This window comes from Streptomyces sp. NPDC003027, from assembly GCF_053591435.1.
This window is the reverse complement of sequence record NZ_JBSFTU010000018.1, coordinates 36,591-57,881: the sequence shown is the minus strand read 5'-3', so window position 1 is coordinate 57,881 and position 21,291 is coordinate 36,591. Positions and strand designations below refer to the sequence as shown.

The window sequence follows — 21,291 nt, the reverse complement described above, 5'->3', positions numbered from 1 at the left end:
CTCCGGTCAGCCCGCGGCCGGCGGAGCGGCGGTGAGCCGCGGCGGGGTCCGCAGATGCTCGCCGACCCGTTTCACCAGACGCGCCATCTCGTACGCGATGAGGCCGATGTCGGCGCTCACGGAGCTGAGGACGGCGAGGCACGAACCGTCTCCGGCGGCGGCGACGAACAGGAAGCCGTCGTCCATCTCCACCATGGTCTGGCGCACGCCTCCGGTGTGGAACTGGCGGCCCGCGCCCTTGGCGAGGCTGTGGAGCCCGGACGCGATGGCCGCCAGGTGCTCCGCGTCCTCACGGCTGAGGCTGCTGGAGGAGCCCACGGCGAGCCCGTCGTGGGAGAGCACGACCGTGTGCCGCACGTCGCGGACCCGGACGACGAGGTCGTCGAGGAGCCAGTCGAGTTCGCCGGACCGATGGTGGGAAATCCTCTCGTGGTCGATCATTCCTGGTCTCCTTCACTGCCGAGGCCGGTTCCGAGTGGGCGTCTGGTGCCGGGGGCCGGGCCGCCGCCCCGCGTCCAGCCGTCGCGGTAGGCGGTCATACGGTCCCTGACTCGTTCGGGGGTGCGTTCCCGCGTGCTCTGGACGGCCGGAGCGGGCCCCGGTTCGGCGGCGGGTGCCTCGCGCAGCTGCGGTACGAGGCTGGCCTGGCGCACCCTGCGCGGCAGTTCGCCGGAACGGTTTGCGGGGCCTGCCTTGGGCGGAGGAGGCGTCTGAGCGGGCGCCTGCGCGGCCACGGACGAGGAGGCGGGCCCGGCCGGCGTGGAGGGGCCACCCCGCGGCCTCAGCGGTGTGACGCCCGCCGCCGGCGTGCTGGGCGGCGTGACGTCGGCCGACGCCCTCCGTGGGCTGTGCTCCTCGTGGCCTGCCGGGAGGGCCCTTTGCAGGAGGTCGGTCGGCAGCAGGACGACCGCGGTCGTGCCGCCGTACGGGGAGGTCCGTAGCCGCACTTTGATGTCGTGCCGGGCGGAGAGCCGGCTGACCACGAACAGGCCGAGCCGGTCGCTGTCGAACAGGTCGAGGTCCTCGGACCGCTCGATCCGGCTGTTGGCGTCGGCGAGGGTGTCCTTGCCCATGCCGAGACCCCGGTCCTCGATCTCCAGGGCGTACCCGTTGCCGACCGGTTCGCCGCTGATCCGCACCTTGGTGTGGGGCGGCGAGAACTGGGCGGCGTTCTCGACGAGTTCGGCGAGGAGGTGGGTGAGGTCGGCGACGGCGCCGCCGACGACGGCCGTCTCGGGGAACCGGCGCACCTCCACGCGCGCGTAGTCCTCGATCTCCGAGACGGCGGCCCGGACGACGTCGGTCAGCGGCACCGGCTTCCGCCAGGCGCGGCCGGGGGCGGCGCCGGAGAGGATGATCAGGCTCTCGGCGTGGCGCCTCATCCGGGTGGTGAGGTGGTCGAGCCGGAAGAGGTCCCCGAGTTCGTTCGGGTCGTCGGCCCGGCGCTCCATGCTGTCGAGCAGGGTGAGCTGACGGTGGACCAGGATCTGGCTGCGCCGCGCGAGATTGACGAAGACACCGGAGATGCCGTCGGCGAGTTCGGCGCGTTCGACGGCGGCGGAGAGCGCGGCGCGGTGAACGGTGCCGAGGGCCTCGCCGACCTGGCCGATCTCGTCCTCGGGGGTGGGGCCGCGCGGCGCTTCGGCCTGGACGTCGATCTGCTCCCCGGCGCGCAGCCGGCGCATCGCGTCGGGGAGTTGACGCCGGGCGATCTCCAGAGCCGTGTTGCGCAGGCTGATCAGCTCGATCACCAGGGCGCGTCCGATGCGTACGGAGACGACGAGGGAGGCGGCGACGGCGCCGAGGCCGAACAGGACGGCGGCGCCGCCCGCTGTCAGGACGCCGCCCGCGAGCGGGTCGGCGCGGTCGGCGGCGGCGCGCCGGGCGTCGGTGTCGAGGGCGGCGAGCCCACCGCGTACGACGGCCACGGCGTCGTCCCAGGTCGCGGCCGGGACGGCCCGGGCTGCCCTGCGTCCGGGGGCGGCGGCGCGGACCCGGTCCTCGGCCGCGGTGAGCTGCTGGTGGCCGCGCTGGGCGACGAGGCGCTGCCAGGCCGCTCGCTCGGGCCCGCGCAGGTCGGCGGTGGCGGACTCGATGAGAGTGCGGCGGGTGTCGACGGCGCCGGTGAACCGGCGCAGCCCTTCCGCGCTGAGCTGTCCGGTGAGGTGTGCGGAGCTGAGCAGGGCGTCCTCACGGGCGAGCATCTCGCCCGCGCGGGCCAGTTCCAGGAGCACGCGCGCGTCGGATCCGCCGCGGGCGTCCTGGATGCCGCTCAGGGCGCCTCCGACGGTGAAGGCGGCGGAGATGACCGTGGTGTACTCCTCGTACACCTGGTCCGCGTCGCCACGGCCGGTGGCGGCGGCGGTGCGCAGGGGGCCGAGGCTCTCCGCCTCGGTGACGAACTGCCGCACCCGGCCGGCGACTTCGCCGGGCAGGTCACCGGTGTCGCCGACGGTGTGCCTGCCGTCGAGGCGGAGCCGGGAGACGGCGGCGTCGGTGCGCCGCCCCTGCTGCCGCAGCTCGGTGGCGCGTCCGGTGCCGGGAGAGGCGATCTGGCGGACGGCCGCGCGGCGTTCGGCCTGGAGGGCGGTGACGGCGGCGGCGACCGGTTCGCGGATCTCGGTGTCGCCGCGGTGCAGCTGGCGCAGCCGGGCGACGTCCTGGGCGGTGGTCACGGTGGCGAACCCCCACAGGCCCAGCAGCGACACGACGGGCAGCATCAGGAGCGAGACGATCTTCGCGCGGACGGTGCGGGGGCGCGGGGTTCGGCGCCCGGGCGGCGCGGGACGCGCGGGTGGCACGGGTGGCATCGGCGGCGCGGGCGGTCCGGCCTGGGCGCGGGGGGCGTGCTCCGGCGGTTCTTGGGCGGGCGGCCCCGCATGCGCGCGCCGCCCGCGCGCCGCCGCCGGGCGCGGCCTCGCCGTCGCGTCGATGCCCTGGGTCCTGCGGGGAGTTCGCATGGCCTCCTCGTTCCGGCTGCGTCTTCCTGGTGCGGTGTGCGGTGACTGCGCGGGCTTGCCCAGGGGGCGTTCAGGGCCTGTCGACGGGCCCCGCCTGCCGGGCGTACGAGGGTGGGGGCAGCGCGCCGTCCGGGCTCGGTGCTCGGCGGGGAAAGCCGGGGGGCGGCGCATGCGCGGCGGGTTCGTCCGGTTCGTCGAGGTGTTCCGCCGAGGCGTACGCGGCCCGTTCCCCCGCCGTCGGGGAGAGGGCCACGAAGGCCGAGGTGATGAAGAGATAGGAGCCGAGGCCCACCGCGAGGGGGAAGATGAACTGCATGGCCGAGGCTCCGGGAAGGGCTGCCGCCGAGGGGACGACGTCGATCTGCACGGCGAACATCCCGGTGTAGTGCATGCTGCTGATCGCCGCACCCATGACCAGGGAGGCGACCGCGACCGCGGCCGGCGCGCGGATGTGGAGGGCGGCCCACAGAGCGGCCGTCGCCGCGACGACCGCGATGGCGACGGAGAGCGCGACGAGCGGGAGGTCGTACCGCACCTCCCCGTGCAGGCGCAGGGCGGCCATACCCGTGTAGTGCATGCCGGCGACGCCGACTCCCGTGGTGAGCCCGCCGATGAGCAGCGAGCGGACCCGGTCGCCGCCGTGGCCGACGGCGAAGACACCGGCTCCGACGACGGCCACGGCGATCAGCAGGCTGAGCATGGTCAGCGGCACGTCGTAGCGGATGTCGGTCCCGGTCACGCCGAAGCCGAGCATCGCGAGGAAGTGCATCGTCCAGATTCCGGTGCCGATCGCGGACGCGGCGGTGAGCAGCCAGTTGCGTCGCGACCGGCCGGTGGCGTCGAGCGCTCGTACGGTGCAGCGCAGGCCGAGGGCGGCGCCGATACAGGCCATCGCGTACGACAGCACGGGTGTCAGCCAGCCGAAGGTGGCGTGGTCCAGGTGTCCCATGGCTGAGGGACGCTAGTCCGCACCGGGGGGCGCACCGGGGGCGCATTTCGAAAGCTGATGGAATATGACGCAGAGATGTTCCGGAACGATCGTGCCGCGCTCGAACGTGTGCACAGCGCGTTCACCCCTGAGGGGGACAGCACGTGGGGGATCATGGGCGCATGAGCGACGACCCCACCCGCGTCCAGGAGTTCTTCGGCGCCCGCGCCGCCGCCTGGGACGCGCGTTTCCCCGATGACGGTCCCGCCTATGCCGCCGCCGTCGCCGATCTCGGCCTGCGCCCCGGTGACACCGTGCTCGACGCGGGCTGTGGCACCGGTCGGGCGCTGTCTCCGCTGCGCGCGGCCGTCAGCCCCGCGGGCACGGTCCTCGGGGCGGACCTGACCCCCGAGATGCTCGCCGAAGCGGTGCGGGCGGGCCGCGACGCCGTCGCCGCTCTCCTGCTCACGGACGTCACCCGGCTCCCGCTGCGCGACGGCGCCCTCGACGCCGTCTTCGGGGCCGGTCTCCTCTCCCATCTGCCGGACCCGGCGGAGAACCTCCGGGAGCTGGCCCGCGTCGTCCGCCCCGGCGGCCGTCTCGCCCTCTTCCACCCCATCGGCCGCGCCGCCCTCGCCGCCCGCCACGGCCGGCAGCTCACCGAGGAGGATCTGCGCGCCGAGCCCAACCTCCGCCCGCTCCTCGCCCGCTCCGGCTGGCGGCTGACCGCATACGTGGACAGGGACGACCGTTATCTGGCGCTCGCCGTCCGAGCGGACTGAGCGGCCCGCCACCCACGGGCGGTGCCGCGCCCGGGGGCGACAGTGCCGGGTCCCCTCCCGCGCGGTCGCCGCCGCCCGCGCGCCCTTCTGTCCCGGCACATCCATGGCTACGGTGGAGGCACCGGGCAGCCCCTGTCCGGGAAAGGCGGCACACGGTGTCCCGGATACAGGCGATGGCGCGCAGACTCCTCCCGACCGCCCGGCGAACCACGGAAAAACCGCCCGAGCCACGCCATATGCGGCGTGAGCGCAATCTCTTCGAGGCGGCGGCGGTCTATGTGGTCGGTTCCATCGAGGACGACCAGGAACAGGTCGACGAGGCCACCTCCTCGGTCGCGCCGGAGGCGCTCATGTTCGGTCTCAGCGAACTCGCCTGCCGCGCCGTGATCGCGCTCGCCCGCGAGCGGAACGAGTCGCCTCAGAAGGTGGCCCGGTCGCTGCTCGGGCTGCCGGAGGCGTGAGCCGTACGGAAGCCACCGCGCCACTCTCCCCACCGGAGACCCTCGACGTGCGGGTTACCCACTGGTTAAGGTGCGCCGACGACCAGATGGGGAGGCTGCCGTGGGCGGAACGGACCCCGCCGCCGACAACACCGTCGGCGGCATCGACGACGACGCGCTGTACGTACTGACGGCGGTGCTGCTCACACCCGCGCGCTTCCCGAGCGTGCTCGGGGACGACTACCCGGCGGCGTGCGCGGCGCTGGGACTGGAGCCGTACGCCGACGGCTACGGGCTCGTGCTCGGGCAGGACGGCACGGGTGCCCGGTGGACCGTGGTGGTCGACGACGTGTCGCTCGTCGCCGTCGCGATCGCCTCCTGGGACTGCGGGATGGAGTACGACCTCTCCCCCGACGAGCGCTCGGTCGTGGCCGCGCTGCCGGGCTGGCCGCTGGCCGTGGCCACCGCCGCTCCCGGCCTCCCGGACCCGCATGATCCGGAGCCCGAGGAGGGCGACCGCACCCCCCTGACACCGCCGTCCGCCGACGTCTGGGGCCCGGCCCAACGCCGGCTCGGCGCGGACGAGGTGGCGTTGCAGTGGGCGGCCTGGCGGGCCCAGCTGGACGAGGACGAGGACGAGTCCACGGGCGCGGGCGCGGGCACGGACGCGGGCCCGGGCACGGACGCGGACGCGGGCCCAGGCGCGGGCTCAGGCGCGGGCGCGGGCACGAGCGAGCCATCGGCCGCCGACACGCCCCGAGGCGAACCGTCCGGCGTCGACCACCAGGGCTCCGGCCCTCCGGCCGACCCCTACGCCGGTGTCCGGCGGGCCCTCGCCGAGTTGCGCGGCTATCTGGAGGAGGCCCCGCCGGTGGGCCGGGTTCGGTCCAGCTTCGCCGCCGGCGGCGCGCGGATGCTCCGCGCCGACGGACCCGGCTGGTCGCTGGTGGCCCGGACCGACGACATGGCCTTCGTGCTCCTCGACGACCAGCCCAGCGAGGTCCTGCCCGTCACCCGTGGCCCCCAGCTGCCTGCCCTCCTGGAGGCGCTGGACGCGATGGCGGTACGCCCCTCCTGACACCCTGGGCGGGGAAACCACACGGGCCCCCGGCCCGAGGTGTGGCCCCGAACCATGGCCCGGCCCACCGGTCCCCCGCACGATGTGGCGGCGCACCCCGTCCCCTCGTCCCACCGGAGGCCGTCCATGCGCCCGATCCGAGGCGTCCCGCTGCTCGCCACTCTCCTGGCGGGGCTGACCGTCGTCGGCCCCGCCGCACCTGCCGGTGCCGGCACCGGCTCGCCCGCTCCCTGCGCGCGCCAGGACCGGCTCCGCGTCCCCGGCGCTGCCCACCAGGAGACCGCCTGCCTGCCCGATCTCACGACGGCCGGCCTGGCGGGCACGCGGTACACCGACATGGCCGACCAGGCCGGTCTCTCCGCGAAGGGCACCCGTAACCCCTCCGACGTCCCCGGGATCCAGATCGACGGCTACTTCCCCGACGACTCGCGGCTCAACACCACCCACGGCTGGGCCCACGACGCCCAGTTCGTCATCCGGCTGCCGGCGAACTGGAACGGCGGCCTGGTGGTGACCGGCGCGCCCGGCACCCGCCGCCAGTACTCGACCGACGCGCTCATCTCCGATCATGTCCTGGCTCAGGGCTTCGCCTACGCCGCCACCGACAAGGGCAACACCGGGCCGGACTTCTTCACCGACGGGCGGGAGCCCGGTGACGCGGTCGCGGAGTGGAACCGGCGGGTGACCGAGCTGACGAGGGCGGCCAGGCAGGCCGTACGCCAGCGGTACGGCCGGGCGCCCCACCGCACGTACATGACGGGCATCTCCAACGCCGGCTATCTGACCCGCTGGCAGTTGGAGAACCGGCCGGAGCTGTACGACGGAGGGGTCGACTGGGAGGGGGTGCTGTGGACCAGCCGGGGGCCCAACCTCCTCACCAGCCTGCCGGTGGCCGTGGCCCGGTCGTTCGGCCGGGCGTCCGACGACGATCTGATCGCCGCCGGCTTCGCACCCGGTTCGCGGTTCCTGTGGCCGTACCACGAGAAGGCGTACTGGGGGCTGACCCAGAAGGTCTTCCGGGCCGAGTTCGACCCCGCGTACGATCCGGGCTGCCCCGGCTCCACGGCCGGGACGACGGTCGAGCGGATCCTCGCGCCGTGCGCGTCCGACGCCTCGTACGACTACGCCTCACGCCCCGCATCGGTCCACCGGGCCGTCGCGAAGGTCGCTCTGACCGGTCGGATCGGCAAGCCGCTGATCACCCTGCACGGCGATCTCGACGCACTGCTGCCGATCGCGACCGACTCGGACGTCTACGCCCGGATGATCGACGGCCGGGGCCGAGGCGGGCTGCACCGGTACTACCGGGTCCAGGACGGCACCCACACCGACGGTCTGTACGACACGTATCCCGACCGGCTGCGGCCCCTGCTGCCCTGCTACCGCTCGGCGTTCGCCGCGCTGACCCGGTGGGTCGAGGAGGGCGCGGCGCCGCCCGGGGACCGGACGGTCGCCCGGCCCCCGGGCGGTGACGTGGTCAACTCCTGCGCGCTGACGGAGAACGGCCGGCCGCGCTGAGCCTCAGACCTTCTCCAGGGGGCGGTGGGGCTCGGCCGGCAGTTCGACGCCGATGCTGTCGCCGGGCCGCACCACCCCACCGGTCAGGACGATGCTCATGATCCCCGCCTTGCGGACGAGCTGTCCGTTCCCGTCGCGGCCGAGCATCTGCTTCAGCAGCCCGTGCCGGTACGTGTCGATCTGCGCGCAGGGGTTGCGCAGGCCCGTGACCTCCACGACGGCCTCGGGGCCGAGGTGCAGGCGGGTCCCGGTCGGCAGGCCGAGGAGGTCGATCCCCCGGGTCGTGATGTTCTCGCCGAGGGCACCGGGGGGAACCTCGAATCCGGAGCGCGCGACCTCGTCGAAGAGCTCGGCGTGGATCAGGTGGACCTGGCGGAGGTTCGGCACGGTCGGGTCCTTGGCCATCCGCGAGCGGTGCTTGACCGTCACCCCGGCGTGGACGTCGCCCTCCACGCCGAGCCCGGCGAGCAGGGTGATGCTCTCGCGGTTCGGCTTGGTGAACGCGTACACGCCGTTGCTGCTGACCGTCGTGACCGTCCCGCTCATGGCGTGGAGCTCCCCTCTCCTACTGATGATCACCTCGACCCTACGCCACCCCCGCCCGGCGCCCCAGGGGGCGGTCAGCGGCGGAGTTCCTTGCGGGAGATCCGGCGCAGCCGGCGCCGCTGGCTCGGGTCGAGCGCCAGGTAGGCCACGGCGGGCACGCCGAGGATCACGAGGAGCGACATCCAGAACCCGATGAGGGGCATCAGGAGGAGGCCGACGGCCACTCCCCCGAGCACTGCCTTGGTCCGTGTCGTCATGGTCCGACGCCTCCTTCTCGGGCCCGCCGCGCGGAGCGGTCAGGCCGCCGTACGGAGCGGCTCGCCGACCTCGTGCAGATGGCCGAGCGCCTGCCGGTAGGACTCGACGAATCCCGTCTCCGTGTAGGGGATACCCAGTGTGCGGCAGTGCGCACGCACGAGGGGCTGGGCGAGCCGCAGATGCGGCCTGGGCATGCTGGGGAAGAGGTGGTGCTCGATCTGGTAGTTCAGTCCCCCGAGGAACCAGTCGGTCAGGGCTCCGCCCCGGATGTTGCGGGAGGTGAGCACCTGGCGGCGCAGGTGGCCCCAGCCGGCTCCGTCCGGGTGGGCGTCGGGCATCTCCATGCCCTTGTGGTTGGGGGCGAAGGCCATGCCCAGGTGGAGCCCGAGGAGCATCTGGTGGATCAGGGCGAAGACCAGCGCCTGGCCGGGGGTGAGGGTGGAGAGCAGGAGGGCCGCGTAGCCGGTGACATGGGAGAGGAGCAGGGCCCCCTCGACGAACCGCTCCCGCCGGGCCCGGAACGGCCCTTCGGTGGAGAAGAGGGCCTGGAACCCGTACACCTTGAGGGCGATGCCCTCCAAAGTCGTCAGCGGGAAGAACAGCCAGGCCTGGTGGCGGGTGAGCCACCCGCGCAGTCCCCTGCGGCCCTCGGCCTGATGCGGGGCGAAGACGAGGATGTCGGCGGCGACGTCCGGGTCCTTGTCGAGGTGGTTGGGGTGGGCGTGGTGACGGTTGTGCTTGTCGTCCCACCATTCCCGGCTCATGCCGAGCAGGAGGTTGGCGTGGACGAGCTGGACGGTCCGGCCGAGGCGGCGGTGGCCGGTGATCTGGGCGTGCCCCGCGTCGTGTCCGACGAAGGCGATCCGGGCGGAGAGCACGGCGAGCGGGGCGGCGAGGAGCAGCGCCCACCAGGAGGGGCCGAGCAGGACCAGGCCCGCGACGACGGCGGCGAGTCCGAGGAGGTTGACGACGATGCCGCGGGCGTACCAGCCGGCCCGTCGTTCGAGCAGCCCTCGCTCCTTCACGGCGCGCAGCAGCGGCGTGAACTCGCTGCCGCCTCCTCTTGCGGCGGTCGTGCTCCGATCGGGCGCCGTGAGCGTGGCGGTGGCCTGGGGCATGGAGGTCTCCGGTGTCCGTGGGCGGGGTTCGGCGCCTGCCGCGCCGGCTCCCTCGAACGTACGGAACGGTGATCGTCCTCAGCCATGGCGTCCTCCCCCGGGATCCCGGGGGGCTGCCCCGGGGGCGGGGGTGGGGCTGACTCCACCTCTCGCCGCCAGGGGCAGCAGGGGTGAGTCAGGTCACGGGGATGGGCCGCCCGTCGTGGCGGGGCGTTCGGGTACCCTCGGCCGCTCGGCCCCCGCTAGTCAAATTTGAGGAATGCGTTGTCGCTGCCGCAGAGCCCCGATGAACTCGCCCGCCGCTCCGCCCTGTTCCTGCCCTCCGACCCTCCCCGCGCCGGCCGGGTCGCCTTCTGGTCGCCTGGCGGTGAGGCGCTCGCGACCGCCGGGCGGACGCCGGTGGACGGCGGACCGTCCGCGCCGGCGGCCGAGGGAACGGGCGTGGCCGGCGAGCTGACGATGGTGGCGGACGACCTCCGTCCGCACACCGTGCCCGCGCTGTTCCTGCCCGTACGGGACGCCCTGCCGATCCTCGCTCGTGCCCGGTTCTCCGACGAGGCCCCGGCCGCGACGGCGTTCTGGGGCGCCGCCGCCCTCCTCGCCCTGCACCTCGTGGCCCGGGGGCTGCTCCTGCCCGGCCTCACCGGCACGGACCGGGACGCCTGGCGGGCGGGACCGCTCGGCCCGGAGGAACTGACCGCGCTGCGGACCCTCGCCGCCTCCATGCCGCCGGCCGCCCATGCCGTACCGCTGCCGGGGGCGGCGGCCGACGGCGAGCTCCTCCTTCCCGAACCCGAGGGCCTGCTGCGGGCGTTCGTCGACGCGGTGGCGGACGGGCTGCCGCGCACTCCGGCCGCCCCGATCGCGGCGGGTGGGCCCGCCTTCGCCGGCGAGGAGCCCCGGGAGCTGCCCGGCCTCCGAGCCTGGGCGGCGGACGTGGCGGCCGGTCACGACGCCGGAGTACGCCTCTCGCTGCGCGTCGAACTGCCCGGGCTCACCGAGCTGGAGGCTCCCTCCTTCCGGGCGGTCCTGCAGATGCACAGCGCCGCCGACCCGGCACTCGTCGCGGACGCGGCCGACGTCTGGGCGGGATCGGGACCGACCGCGGCGGCGTTCGGGCCCCGGGCCCGGATGGACGCCCTGCTCGCGTTGCGCCGTGCCGCCCGGGCGTGGGCGCCGCTGACCCCGCTGCTCTCGGCGGCCGTCCCGGACGCGGTGGAGCTGGCCGACGAGGAGATCACCGAGCTTCTCGGTCCGGCGGTACGGGCGCTCCAGGCGACGGGCGTCCAGGTCCACTGGCCACGCGAACTGGCCCAGCGCCTCACGGCCCAGGCCGTGATCGGCCCGCCGAGCGAGCCGCCGTACGGACCGCCGGGTACGGACGGTGCTCCGGCCCGCCTCACCGGTCTCACAGGTCTCACCGGTCCCACCGCGGACGGGGCCACCGACGGCGATGGCGCCGGTGCCGGCCCCTCCCGGTCCTCCGCTCTGCCCTCCTTCCTCTCCGCCGACGCCCTGCTCGCCTTCAACTGGCGTTTCGCCGTGGGCGACCAGGAACTCACCCGCGCCGAACTGGACCGGCTGGCCGAGGCGGGCCGTCCGGTGGTCCGGCTGCGGGACCAGTGGGTGCTGATCGACCCGGCCGAGGTGCGCCGTGCCCGCGCCTCCGCGGACCGCGAGCTCACCCCCGTCGACGCACTCGGTGCCGTACTCACCGGCACCACCGAGGTCGACGGGCGCCGCGTCGAGGTCCGGGCGACCGGATGGCTGGAACAGCTGCGCGCCCGGCTCGCCGACCCCGAGGGCGGTCCGCAGGAGGTCGCCCAGCCCGCCGCGCTCGCCGCGACACTCCGCGACTACCAGCTGCGCGGCCTCAACTGGCTGCACCGTATGACCTCGCTCGGGCTCGGCGGCTGCCTCGCCGACGACATGGGCCTGGGCAAGACCATCACCCTGATCGCGCTCCATCTGCACCGGCAGACCGAGCCGTCGGCGGCCGGCCCGACGCTGGTCGTCTGCCCGACGTCCCTGATGGGCAACTGGCAGCGCGAGATCGAGAAGTTCGCGCCGGGCACGCCCGTGCGCCGCTTCCACGGGACCACGCGCGGCCTGGAGGACCTGGCCGAGAACGCGTTCGTCCTCACCACGTACGGCACCATGCGGCTCGACACCGAGAAACTCGCCGGCCGCTCCTGGGGCATGGTCGTCGCGGACGAGGCGCAGCACGTGAAGAACCCGTACTCGGCCACGGCGAGGCAGCTGCGCACCATCGGGGCGAAGGCGCGCGTGGCCCTGTCCGGCACCCCGGTCGAGAACAACCTCTCCGAGCTGTGGGCCATCCTCGACTGGACGACGCCCGGTCTCCTCGGCCGGCTCGGCACCTTCCGCTCCCGGTACGCCGCGGCCGTCGAGGGCGGCGAGGACCCGGCCGCGGCCGAGCGGCTCGCCGCCCTGGTCCGTCCGTTCCTGCTGCGCCGCCGCAAGTCGGACCCGGGCATCGCGCCGGAGCTGCCGCCGAAGACCGAGACCGACCGTGCCGTCTTTCTGACGACGGAACAGGCGGGCCTCTACGAGGCGGTCGTGCGGGAGACCCTCGCGGCGATCGCCGAGGCCGACGGCATGGAGCGCCGCGGTCTCGTGGTGAAGCTGCTGACGGGGCTCAAGCAGATCTGCAACCATCCCGCCCAGTATCTGAAGGAGGAGCGCCCCCGGATCGACGGCCGTTCGGGGAAGCTGGAGCTCCTGGACGAGCTGCTCGACACCATCCTCGCCGAGGGCGCGAGCGTGCTGGTCTTCACGCAGTACGTCCGGATGGCGCGGTTGCTCGAACAGCATCTCGCGGCGCGGGGCGTGCCGACACAGTTCCTCCACGGTGGCACGCCGATCGCCGAGCGCGAGGCGATGGTCGCCCGCTTCCAGGCCGGTGAGGTGCCCGTCTTCCTCCTCTCGCTGAAGGCCGCGGGCACCGGACTCAACCTGACCCGGGCCGGTCATGTCGTGCACTACGACCGCTGGTGGAACCCGGCCGTGGAGGCGCAGGCGACCGACCGCGCGTACCGCATCGGCCAGACCCAGCCCGTCCAGGTCCACCGGCTCATCGCCGAGGGCACGGTGGAGGACCGCATCGCCGACATGCTCGTGCGCAAGCGGGCGCTGGCCGACGCCGTCCTCGGTTCGGGCGAGGCGGCGCTGACCGAACTGACGGACGCCGAGCTGGCGAACCTGGTCGAGCTTCGAGGAGAGGGACGATGAGCGGATACGAGACCGGCGGCGAGGAGCGGACGTTCACGGCGCTGCCGCCCGCCCCGGGCGGTGGTGCCTTCGCCCGGACCTGGTGGGGCCGGGCATGGCTGAAGGCCCTGGAGGACACGGCTCTCGACAACCAGCAGCTGAAGCGGGGGCGGCGGCACGCGCGCGAGGGCGCGGTGGGCGCGGTGTCGGTGCGGCCCGGCCGTATCACGGCCGTCGTCAAGGACCCTGACGGCACCTCGTACCGCAGCGATGTGCTCCTGCAGGAACTGTCGGCGGACGAGTGGGACCGGCTGCTGGACCTGGCGGTGGACAGCGCCGGCCATATCGCGGCGCTGCTCGACCGCGAGATGCCGCCGCACCTGGTGGAGGACGCGGCGGCCGCGGGGCTCGAACTGCTGCCGGGCATCGGTGATCTCGACCCCGAGTGCAGCTGTGAGGCGTGGGACCACTGCCCGCACACGGCGGCACTCTGCTATCAGGTGGCGCGGCTGCTGGACGAGGATCCGTTCGTCCTGCTGCTGATGCGGGGCCGCGGGGAGCGGACGGTCCTCGGGGAGCTTCAGGAGCGCAGCGCGTCACGGGCCGCGCCTCCCGCCGCGGCGCCGCGGGAGGCCGCTGCCGAAGGGGTGCCGGCGCGGGAGGCGTTCGCGGCGCGGGACATCCTGCCGCCGCTGCCCGCTGCGCCCGAGCTGCCCGCGGCGCCGGGCGAGCCGCCGTCCCTGGACACGGAGACGTCCCCGGAGCCGGGCCTCGACCCGGCGGCGCTGGAGTTCCTGGCGGCGGACGCCGCCGACCGGGCGAACCGGATGCTGGCGGAGGCTCTCGCCCACGGCCTCGGATCCGGCGGGGAACGAGCGGCACAGGAGCACGATCTGTCGGTGGGTCAGGACGCGGTTCGGCTGGCCGCCGGTGCTCCGGCGGCGCGGATCGTGGAGCGGCTCGCCTCGGGGTCGGGGCGCCGGCGTGCGGAGCTGGACCTGGCCACGCGCGCGTGGCGGTGCGGGGGCGCGGCCGCCCTGGCCGTGTTGGAGGAGGAGTCGACGCCGGGGCCCGAACTCCTGGCGCGGGCCAAGGCGCGGCTCGCGGAGGCCTGGGAGGACGGTGAGCGGCCCGTGCTGCGCGCGGCGGGGGCGGGTCGCTGGACGGTCGTCGGGGCGGAGGCGCAGCTGCGGCTCGGCGGGGACGGCCGCTGGTGGCCGTATCGCAAGGAGCGCGGTCAGTGGGCGCCCGCGGGCCCGGCGGACCAGGGCCCGGCGGCGGCGCTCGCGGCCCTGTCGGCGGCGGGCGAGGACTGAGCGCCGCGCACACGGGCCGGTAGGACGGGGCAAGGCCGGGCGGGCGGCGGGTCAGTGGAGCGGGGCGGTGAGTTTCCGCCCCGCCTCGCCGCGACCGGTGGGCGTGGCGAGGCTGCAGGCCACCGCGTCGGAGCCGAGGAGGTAGCTGGTGCGGTACGGGTACTGGACGAAGGTGGTCCAGCGGGTGCCGCGCGGCTGTTCCGCCGCCTTGCGGCGCAGCGGCCCCCGGCACAGGCCGGTGGCCGCGTCCCGGACGTCCTGGTCGGTGGGATGGTCGCCGGTCAGCCGCAGCACGGTGACGAGCTGGGCGTCATGGGGCCGGTGGCAGGCGCGTCGGACGACCGTGCCGGGCGCGGCCCGGTCGATGTCGAAGCACTCCCCCGCCCGGAGCCGGTGGTAGGGAAGGGCGGACGGCGGCGGCGCCGGGCGGCGCGGGGGGCGCGCGGACCGCGACGGGGTGGGAGCCGACGAGGGCCGGCGGGTGGCGATCCCTCCCTGGGGGGCGGGGTGTCGACCGACCGTCCGGGGGGTCCGGGTGCCGGACGCGGCCCGGTCGGACGTCGGCCCGGTTCCGAGCGGTGGCGCCTCCCCGTCGCCGTCACCGCCGCCTGTCAGCGCGGCCGCCACCAGGGCGGCCGCGAGGAGGAGCAGGACCGGCACGAGGAGGTGCCGCGGGAGCGGCGACGGTCGCCGGAGTGCGGGGCCATGTGACCAGGGTCACCTCTGGACGGCCGGTCCGGCCACTGTGCGGGCGACGTGCGGCACGTCTCGCACAGAACCGTGACAATCGCTCCATGGAGCGGCCGTTGGAGACCGGCCGGGGGTCAGAGACCCAGTCGGCGCTCGGCCGCCTCGACCGTCTGGGCGAGGAGCACGGCGATCGTCATCGGTCCCACGCCGCCCGGGACCGGGGTGATCAGGGAGGCCCGTTCCGCCGCCGAGGCGAAGTCGACGTCGCCGACGTTGCCCGGGTTGTAGCCGGCGTCGATGACGACGGCGCCGGGCTTGATGTCCTCGCCCTTGATGAAGTTCGGCCTGCCGACCGCCGCGACCAGGATGTCCGCCTCCCGGACGACGGAGGACAGCTCGGTCGTCCGCGAGTGGCAGTACGTGACGGTGGCGTCGCGGCCGAGCAGCAGCAGGCCGGCGGGCTTGCCGAGGATCGCGGAGCGGCCGACGACCACGGCCCGCTTGCCGCTGAGCCCGACCTCGTAGGCGTCGAGCAGGCGCATGATTCCGCCGGGGGTGCAGGAGACGAAGCCGGGCAGTCCGAAGCCCATCGCGGCGAACGAGGCCATGGTCACCCCGTCGACGTCCTTCTCGGGGGCGATCGCCTCGAAGGCGGCGCGCTCGTCGATGTGCGGGCCGACGGGGTGCTGGAGCAGGATGCCGTGGACGTCGGGGTCGTCGGAGAGCGCGGTGATGGCGGCGACGAGCTCGGCGGTCGTGGTGGTGGCGGGCAACTCGACGTGGCGGGAACGGATTCCGGCCTTCGCGCAGCGGTTCCGCTTCATCTTCACGTACGTCACGGAGGCCGGGTCCGCGCCGACGAGCACGGTGGCGAGACAGGGGGTGACACCGGTGCGGCGGGTGATCTCGGCGGCGCGGGCGGCGGCCTCGTCGACGGTGCGACGGGCGAGCGCGGTGCCGTCCATGAGGGTGGCGGGGCCGTGGGAGGCGAGGCTGGTGGGGGCGCTGACGGACATGGGCCGCTCCTGGGCGTCGTCGAGGACAGGTGATCGCCCAGGCGCACGGCAGCGTCGGAGCCGCGCGGACGCGTGGTCTCCACGGGACCGCTCCCCGGTGGTGATCCACCTCAAGCGCCAGTCACGGCCCGGGGCCACTCTACGGGAGGGCCCGGAGCGGCGTCCGGGGCGGGCACCGGGGGAGACGCCGACGGGGCCGGCCGGTCGGCCGTGTCGATCGGTCGGCCCTGTCCGGTGGGCGGCCGGTCGTGCCCGCTCCGTCGGTGCACCGGCCGGTCGTGCCCGCCCGGTCGCGTCAGCCGATCGCGTTCAGCCGGGTGTGGGCGACCCGCAGCTTCGACTGGCCGTGCGGCAGCCGTTCCCAGTCGTCCATGACGTGGGCGACGAGCCCGTGCTTCTCCGCGAGCGCCACCAGCGTCTGGGTGCGGTAGTAGAAGTCCTCACCGAGCACCTGGTGTTCGCTCGTCTCGGTGCGGTCGTACGTGAAGTCGAAGAAGCCGCCGGGAGCGAGCACCCGCCCCACGTGCGCCAGGCATTCGTCGATGACCTCCAGCGGCGAGTGCGAGAAGACGCTGTGCGCGTGGATCACCGTGAACCACCCGTCGGGCAGGAAGTCCAGGGTCAGGTCGTCGACGGGGGTCAGGTGGGGCAGCTTGTCCTGGAGGCCGTAGCGGACGACGGTCTTCTTGGCCTCGATGAGGATGTCGGGCGAGATGTCGATGCCGTAGTAGTGGCCGGGTTCGAGGTGGGAGATGAACCGCCAGCCGGCGCGCAGGTTGCCGCACCCGATCTCCAGCATCCGGTCCTCCGGCTTCAGACCATGCCCGACCAGATAGTCGTACTGCATCTGTCCGATGGCGAGCCAGCGGTCGTGCGACGGCACGCCCCCGACGGCCGCCTCGGGGCTCCTCGCGGTGTCGGAGGCCATCACCGCCCGGTAGTACGCCACATGGCTGCCCCGGTGGCGCAGGCGCAGCCAGGTGTTTCGGCCCGCCCGGCGCAGGTAGGGGACGACACGCTGTGGATGCCGCAGCGCGTAGCGCACTTTGTGCCCCAGTCGGGAGCGGTTCGTCGCCAGGCGGGAGGCATGCGGGTTACTCATGACGGTCTCCGTGGATCCGATGGCCCCCTGTCGCGGATCGTAGCCCGCGGGCAGCGGCACGGCGCCTCGAAACCTCTCCCTCCGCTCGTCCCGTCACGTCCGTTGGGCCGACTGCCTCGTCGCGTGGTGGCGCCGTCCGGCCCGCCGCAGCATGGGGAGACGGACCGAGGGCCGTGACGTCACGCGGGCACTGTTGAGGGAGGTCAGGCATGCGAGATTCCGGGTTGATGTCCGGCTCCCCGAGCGGCTTGCCGTCCGGCCGGAGCGACGAGCCGGGAGACGGCGGACCGCGCCGCGGTGCCCACGGCGGCCGGGCGCGTGCCCGCCGGATGGCGGGGCCGGCGGCGGTCGCCGCGGCATTCACCGTGGCCCAGCTGGTTCTCGCGGTACCGGGTGTGGGTCTGGGGTGGGACGAGACCGTGTACGTCAGCCAGGTCAGCGACCAGGCGCCCGCGGCGTTCTTCAGCGCTCCCCGCGCCCGGGGCATCACCTTCCTCGTCGCACCTGTCACGGCGGTGACCGCCTCCACGGTGGCGCTCCGCGTCTACCTGGCTCTTCTGTCCGGCGCCGGCCTGTTCCTGGCGCTGTGGGCGTGGCGGCGGCTGCTGCCCCCCGCCGTGCTCGCCGTCGCCGGGGCGTTGTTCGCGAGCCTGTGGGTCACCCTGTTCTACGGGCCGCAGGTGATGCCGAACCTGTGGGTGGCCCTGGCAGCGCTCGCCGCCGTCGGCTGCTTCCTGCGCGCCGTGCGGTTTCCCGGCGACAGGTGGGCACTCCCCGGGCTGGGGGCCGGGGTGGCGTTCGCGGCGCTCATGCGCCCCACCGACGCGGTGTGGCTGGTGCTGCCGCTCACCGGGGCGGCCCTGCTCCTGCTGGGGCGACGTCGGCGCGGCTGGCCGCTGCTGCTCGTGCCGGCCGCCGGCGCGGCGCTCGGCGGCGCGGTGTGGGTGGTCGAGGCGTACACGCGGTACGGAGGCCTGGGAGCGAGACTGCGGCGCGCGAGTGAGATCCAGGGCCATCTGGGTTGGCACATGGCCGTCGACGACCACCTGCGCGCGCTGGGGGGCCGTACCCTCTGCCGGCCCTGTGACGTCCCGTGGGCGTACCCGGTCGCGTCCCTCTGGCTGCTGGCGCTGCCCCTGCTGGTCGCGGCCGGAGTCCTGGCCGCCCGGCGTACACGGCATCGCAGGGAGATCGTCGTGGCCACCGCGGCGGGCGCGTCCCTGGCGGTGCCCTATCTGTTCACCGTCGACTACGCCGCTCCCCGCTTCCTTCTTCCGGCGTACGCCCTCCTGGTGCTGCCCGTGGCGCTGGCCATCGTCCGCGCCTGCCGCTCGGAGACCCGGTGGCGTCCGTCCGTCGTCATCCTCGTCGCCGTGGCCGTCACCGCCCACCTCGCCGTCCAGTACCAACTGCTCGACGGAGTCGTCAACCGGGTGCGGCGCGACACGGTCGCCTTCGCCGACGTCGCGAGGGAGCTGCGCGCGGAGGGCGTGCGGCCGCCCTGCGTGGTCACCGGCGAAGAGTCCATCCGCGCCGCCTTCCGCGCCGGCTGCGCCTCCCGGCAGCCCACCGGCCACGACGCCAGCATCACGCCCGCCGCCCTCGCCTCCGCCGCGCTCCGCCGCCCGGTCGTCGTTCTGCTCTCGGGCGACCGGCAACCGCCGTCGTACGCCCGGCACTGGCGCGTACTCCATCTGCCGGACCTTCGCGCACGGACGGACTACCGGGCCTACCTCTCCCCCACGGCGATCCCGGCGGGCCCTTCGTCACCGCGGAACAGCGACGAGCGTTAGGCCCGGCCCGGCCCCGCGGCGCGGCTCGGTCGAACCGAACCGCGCACGAGGTGACGGATCGCGGTCACGGAACCCAGTGGTTGCCGGAAGCCGTGATCATGACTTGGAGCTGGATGCTCGCCGCGAAGTAGCTGCCGGTCTGGATCGGCGTGGCGAGCATCTTGTTCCACAGGGCGTCGAGCCACGCCTGACTGGCCGGGTCGGTCATCGCCGCGAGGGTGAAGGGGGCGAAGAACGCCGCGCTGCCGTACGTCTGGATCGGCGTGCCGTCCAGCCCGTACCCGACGACGATCTTGTTCGGGTCCCCGCCGGTCCTGGTCTTGATCCAGCTGTTGAGCTTGCGCGCGGCGGCCAGGGACTTGGCGTCACCGCTGGTCACCGCGTCATCGGCGATGCGCCACGGGGTGCGGCAGGCGTTCCACCAGAACTTTCCGTCGTTCGGGTCCTCCAGGACCTGGCCCGGGGCGGGCTTCGGGGTGGTGTCGGTGTTCACGACGAAGTCGGGCAGCAGTCCCGTGTGCGGCGCGTACGTCGACTGGAGGCCGGCGATCTGGTTCTGATGGGCGGTGCGGACGGTGTCCCAGGTCGCGTCGCCGGTCGCGGTGCGGAAGGCGCGGAAGTGGTCGATCATCCAGTCGGAGGTGCGGGTGATGTAGTAGTACTGATCGCCGGAGCTGCTCCAGTCGCCCAGCTTCAGCAGGTGGGTGGCCGGGTTGAGCTCGTCCTTCTTGATCGCGTTGATGTGCTTGATCGCGAGGTCTTTGTAGTTGTACGTACCCGAGCTGCCCCACTGCTTGTCGGCGAGCAGCAGCCCGTAGGCCACGTCCATGTCGCCGTCCGTCGCGGCGTCCCCGCCGTTGACGCTCTCGCAGTTCACGTCCTGTTCGGCCGCGAGCAGATTCGGGTTGATGGCCGAGGGGTGGTCGATCTTCCACTTGACCAGACCGTCGAAGATCTTCTTCGCGTCCGGGTCGGCACCCGCCATGGTGGCGGCGATCACCATGCCGTAGCCCTGGGCCTCGGCGACGTACGGGTGATCGGCGTCCGGGGAGATGACCTGGTACCAGCCGTTGCCGCAGTTCTGCCGGACGAAGGCGGACTTCCAGCTGTTGTAGTAGTCGACGACCTTCTGGTCGAGCGCGGCCTGTGTGCCGGACGGCTTGAGCGTGCCCGCCGCGTACGGCTTGAGGTGGCTGCCGAACGGGACGGCCGGGCCGGTCCCGCCGGTGACCGGGGAGCCGTAGACCTCGAACTCCCAGAGGGAGTAGCCGTAGGGGGTGCCGCGCTGCGTGCCGTACATACGGACGTACCGACCGGTGCCCGTCACCGACAGGTCGTCGATCGCGCCGTCTCCGGCGGTCGTGCTGTAGACGTCCGTCCAGGTCGAGCCGTCCGCCGAGGTCTGGATCCGGTACGTCTTGCCGTACGCGACCTCCCAGTTGAGCTTGACCCGGGATATCCGGTGACTGGAGCCGAGGTCGATGCGCATCCACTGCGGATCGACGCCTTCGGCGCTGGCCCAGCGGGTGCCGGTGTTCGCGTCGACCGCCAGGCGGGGTTCGAAGCCGGCTGCCTCGATGGACGACGCCGTCGTCGGCTTGGCCACGGAGACGAGCGTGTCGGCGGCCACAGCCGTCTGAGGCACGGTCAGGGGCGCGGACAACAGGCCGGCCGCGACGAGCAGGCCGATAATTCTTCGTCGCATGTCAACTCCTCTGCTTCTTCCTGGGCATGGGGTGGAGGGGACGGTCGCGGAGATCACGCGCGGGCCTGGGGCGGCAGGCGGACGGTTCTCGTGGCGGCGTATTCTCCGGGGCGGGACATGTCGGACCTCGTGATGCGCTGGTGAGCGTGAGGCAGACACTCCTTCAATGGTTAGTAAAACTTCCTAACTATTGAAGGAGCCTAGAGACGCGCCCGCGCCGTTCGCAAGTCCCTTGCGGAAAAGGACGCGTGGGAACCAGTCGCCGCCGCCTTCCGCCTCCTCCGTGCGGGCGATGACGGGAACCGGACACCCGAAGGGCGGCGCGAAGGGGAAAGATCGAGGCATTGCGGCGCCTCTCACGGCTGTACCACTGCACCGAGACGCGCCCCCGCGCGCCACCGGCGTCGACTCCCCCTTCACCACGGCGCCGCCCGACGGGCGACCCGCCTGTGCGACCGCTACCCCTTCGAGGTGGGGACGGAGGTGCTCGGTGGGCGAGAGCGCCGGAACGGGCCGGCGCCGAGTGCGACGCGGGGGCCCCGCGACGCTGATCTGGAGAGACAGCACGGCACCCTCCACCTCCTCCACAGGCTCTCAACCACCTCCCGCCTCACGCTCCCCGCAGCCCTGAAGGAGTGTCAGCAAACTCTAGTAAGCGTTTGCACTCCCTTGCCGCGCAGGTCGACGCGGTCGCCCGACGAGTTCGCCCTGCGGCCCGCCCGGGGAGGGGACCATCCGAACGCGCGTAGAACGACTGAAAGCCATTCTTGCGGCGAGCACCATCCGGACCGGAGGATTCCCCTCGTCGAG

Annotated in this window: 17 protein-coding genes and 1 riboswitch; of the genes, 7 read left to right on the top strand and 10 right to left on the bottom strand. The window is 73.8% G+C overall.

Going from position 1 to position 21,291, the window contains the following annotated elements:
- Positions 1-6: 6 nt before the first annotated feature.
- The 3 genes from ACWDX6_RS15395 to ACWDX6_RS15385 all read right to left on the bottom strand — a co-directional run bounded on the left by ACWDX6_RS15395 (position 7) and on the right by ACWDX6_RS15385 (position 3,909).
- Entirely contained in the window at positions 7-441 is a 435-nt protein-coding gene (locus tag ACWDX6_RS15395; RefSeq protein WP_451485440.1) for a roadblock/LC7 domain-containing protein, read from the bottom strand.
- Entirely contained in the window at positions 438-2,960 is a 2,523-nt protein-coding gene (locus tag ACWDX6_RS15390; protein ID WP_451485439.1) for a sensor histidine kinase, read from the bottom strand. The genes ACWDX6_RS15395 and ACWDX6_RS15390 overlap by 4 nt, the downstream gene beginning before the upstream one ends.
- Positions 2,961-3,030: 70 nt before the next feature.
- Complete coding sequence (locus ACWDX6_RS15385) at positions 3,031-3,909, bottom strand: MHYT domain-containing protein (RefSeq protein ID WP_451485438.1); 879 nt, start codon at positions 3,907-3,909, stop codon at positions 3,031-3,033.
- A 161-nt stretch (positions 3,910-4,070) separates the two neighbouring features.
- Here ACWDX6_RS15385 and ACWDX6_RS15380 point away from each other — a divergent pair, with 161 nt between their 5' ends.
- The 4 genes from ACWDX6_RS15380 (at position 4,071) to ACWDX6_RS15365 (ending at position 7,706) form a co-directional block, all read left to right on the top strand.
- A complete protein-coding gene (locus ACWDX6_RS15380; RefSeq protein ID WP_451485437.1) occupies positions 4,071-4,670 on the top strand; it encodes a class I SAM-dependent methyltransferase in 600 nt (199 codons plus the stop codon).
- A 155-nt stretch (positions 4,671-4,825) separates the two neighbouring features.
- Positions 4,826-5,131 (top strand): hypothetical protein, encoded by a 306-nt coding sequence (locus tag ACWDX6_RS15375; RefSeq protein WP_451485436.1) that lies wholly within the window; start codon positions 4,826-4,828, stop codon positions 5,129-5,131.
- A gap of 100 nt (positions 5,132-5,231) precedes the next feature.
- The gene (locus tag ACWDX6_RS15370) at positions 5,232-6,188 is read left to right on the top strand and encodes a hypothetical protein (RefSeq protein ID WP_451485435.1); all 957 of its coding nucleotides are present in this window, start codon (positions 5,232-5,234) and stop codon (positions 6,186-6,188) included.
- 126 nt (positions 6,189-6,314) lie between these two features.
- Positions 6,315-7,706: a tannase/feruloyl esterase family alpha/beta hydrolase gene (locus ACWDX6_RS15365; protein WP_451485434.1), complete on the top strand. Its 1,392-nt coding sequence runs from the start codon at positions 6,315-6,317 to the stop codon at positions 7,704-7,706.
- Between the two features lie 3 nt (positions 7,707-7,709).
- Here ACWDX6_RS15365 and ACWDX6_RS15360 read toward each other — a convergent pair whose 3' ends face one another.
- The 3 genes from ACWDX6_RS15360 to ACWDX6_RS15350 all read right to left on the bottom strand — a co-directional run bounded on the left by ACWDX6_RS15360 (position 7,710) and on the right by ACWDX6_RS15350 (position 9,628).
- Positions 7,710-8,252: an MOSC domain-containing protein gene (locus tag ACWDX6_RS15360; RefSeq protein ID WP_451485433.1), complete on the bottom strand. Its 543-nt coding sequence runs from the start codon at positions 8,250-8,252 to the stop codon at positions 7,710-7,712.
- A 74-nt stretch (positions 8,253-8,326) separates the two neighbouring features.
- On the bottom strand, positions 8,327-8,509 hold the full coding sequence (locus ACWDX6_RS15355; protein ID WP_356893425.1) for a hypothetical protein: 183 nt from the start codon (positions 8,507-8,509) through the stop codon (positions 8,327-8,329).
- 39 nt (positions 8,510-8,548) lie between these two features.
- Positions 8,549-9,628, bottom strand: coding sequence for a fatty acid desaturase family protein (locus ACWDX6_RS15350; RefSeq protein ID WP_451485432.1), 1,080 nt, complete (start codon positions 9,626-9,628; stop codon positions 8,549-8,551).
- Between the two features lie 264 nt (positions 9,629-9,892).
- Here ACWDX6_RS15350 and ACWDX6_RS15345 point away from each other — a divergent pair, with 264 nt between their 5' ends.
- Positions 9,893-12,880 (top strand): DEAD/DEAH box helicase, encoded by a 2,988-nt coding sequence (locus ACWDX6_RS15345; protein WP_451485431.1) that lies wholly within the window; start codon positions 9,893-9,895, stop codon positions 12,878-12,880.
- The gene (locus tag ACWDX6_RS15340; protein WP_451485430.1) at positions 12,877-14,175 is read left to right on the top strand and encodes an SWIM zinc finger family protein; all 1,299 of its coding nucleotides are present in this window, start codon (positions 12,877-12,879) and stop codon (positions 14,173-14,175) included. Before ACWDX6_RS15345 ends, ACWDX6_RS15340 begins: the two co-directional genes overlap by 4 nt.
- 51 nt (positions 14,176-14,226) lie before the next feature.
- Here the strand turns inward: ACWDX6_RS15340 and ACWDX6_RS15335 are convergent, their stop codons facing one another.
- The 3 genes from ACWDX6_RS15335 to ACWDX6_RS15325 form a co-directional block, all read right to left on the bottom strand.
- Positions 14,227-14,835, bottom strand: a complete 609-nt coding sequence (locus ACWDX6_RS15335; RefSeq protein ID WP_451485429.1) for a hypothetical protein — start codon at positions 14,833-14,835, stop codon at positions 14,227-14,229.
- A 164-nt stretch (positions 14,836-14,999) separates the two neighbouring features.
- Positions 15,000-15,881, bottom strand: coding sequence for a bifunctional 5,10-methylenetetrahydrofolate dehydrogenase/5,10-methenyltetrahydrofolate cyclohydrolase (locus ACWDX6_RS15330; protein WP_451485428.1), 882 nt, complete (start codon positions 15,879-15,881; stop codon positions 15,000-15,002).
- 28 nt (positions 15,882-15,909) lie between these two features.
- A riboswitch (ZMP/ZTP riboswitch) is annotated at positions 15,910-16,016 on the bottom strand.
- Between the two features lie 160 nt (positions 16,017-16,176).
- Entirely contained in the window at positions 16,177-16,983 is an 807-nt protein-coding gene (locus tag ACWDX6_RS15325) for a class I SAM-dependent methyltransferase (protein WP_451485427.1), read from the bottom strand.
- A gap of 209 nt (positions 16,984-17,192) precedes the next feature.
- Here ACWDX6_RS15325 and ACWDX6_RS15320 point away from each other — a divergent pair, with 209 nt between their 5' ends.
- Positions 17,193-18,776 carry a hypothetical protein gene (locus ACWDX6_RS15320; RefSeq protein WP_451485426.1) on the top strand — a complete coding sequence of 528 codons (1,584 nt, stop codon included), beginning with the start codon at positions 17,193-17,195 and terminating at the stop codon, positions 18,774-18,776.
- 64 nt (positions 18,777-18,840) lie between these two features.
- On the opposite strand, the gene ACWDX6_RS15315 is transcribed toward ACWDX6_RS15320, so the two are convergent.
- Positions 18,841-20,481 carry a glycosyl hydrolase family 8 gene (locus ACWDX6_RS15315; RefSeq protein WP_451485425.1) on the bottom strand — a complete coding sequence of 547 codons (1,641 nt, stop codon included), beginning with the start codon at positions 20,479-20,481 and terminating at the stop codon, positions 18,841-18,843.
- Between the last annotated feature and the right edge of the window lie 810 nt (positions 20,482-21,291).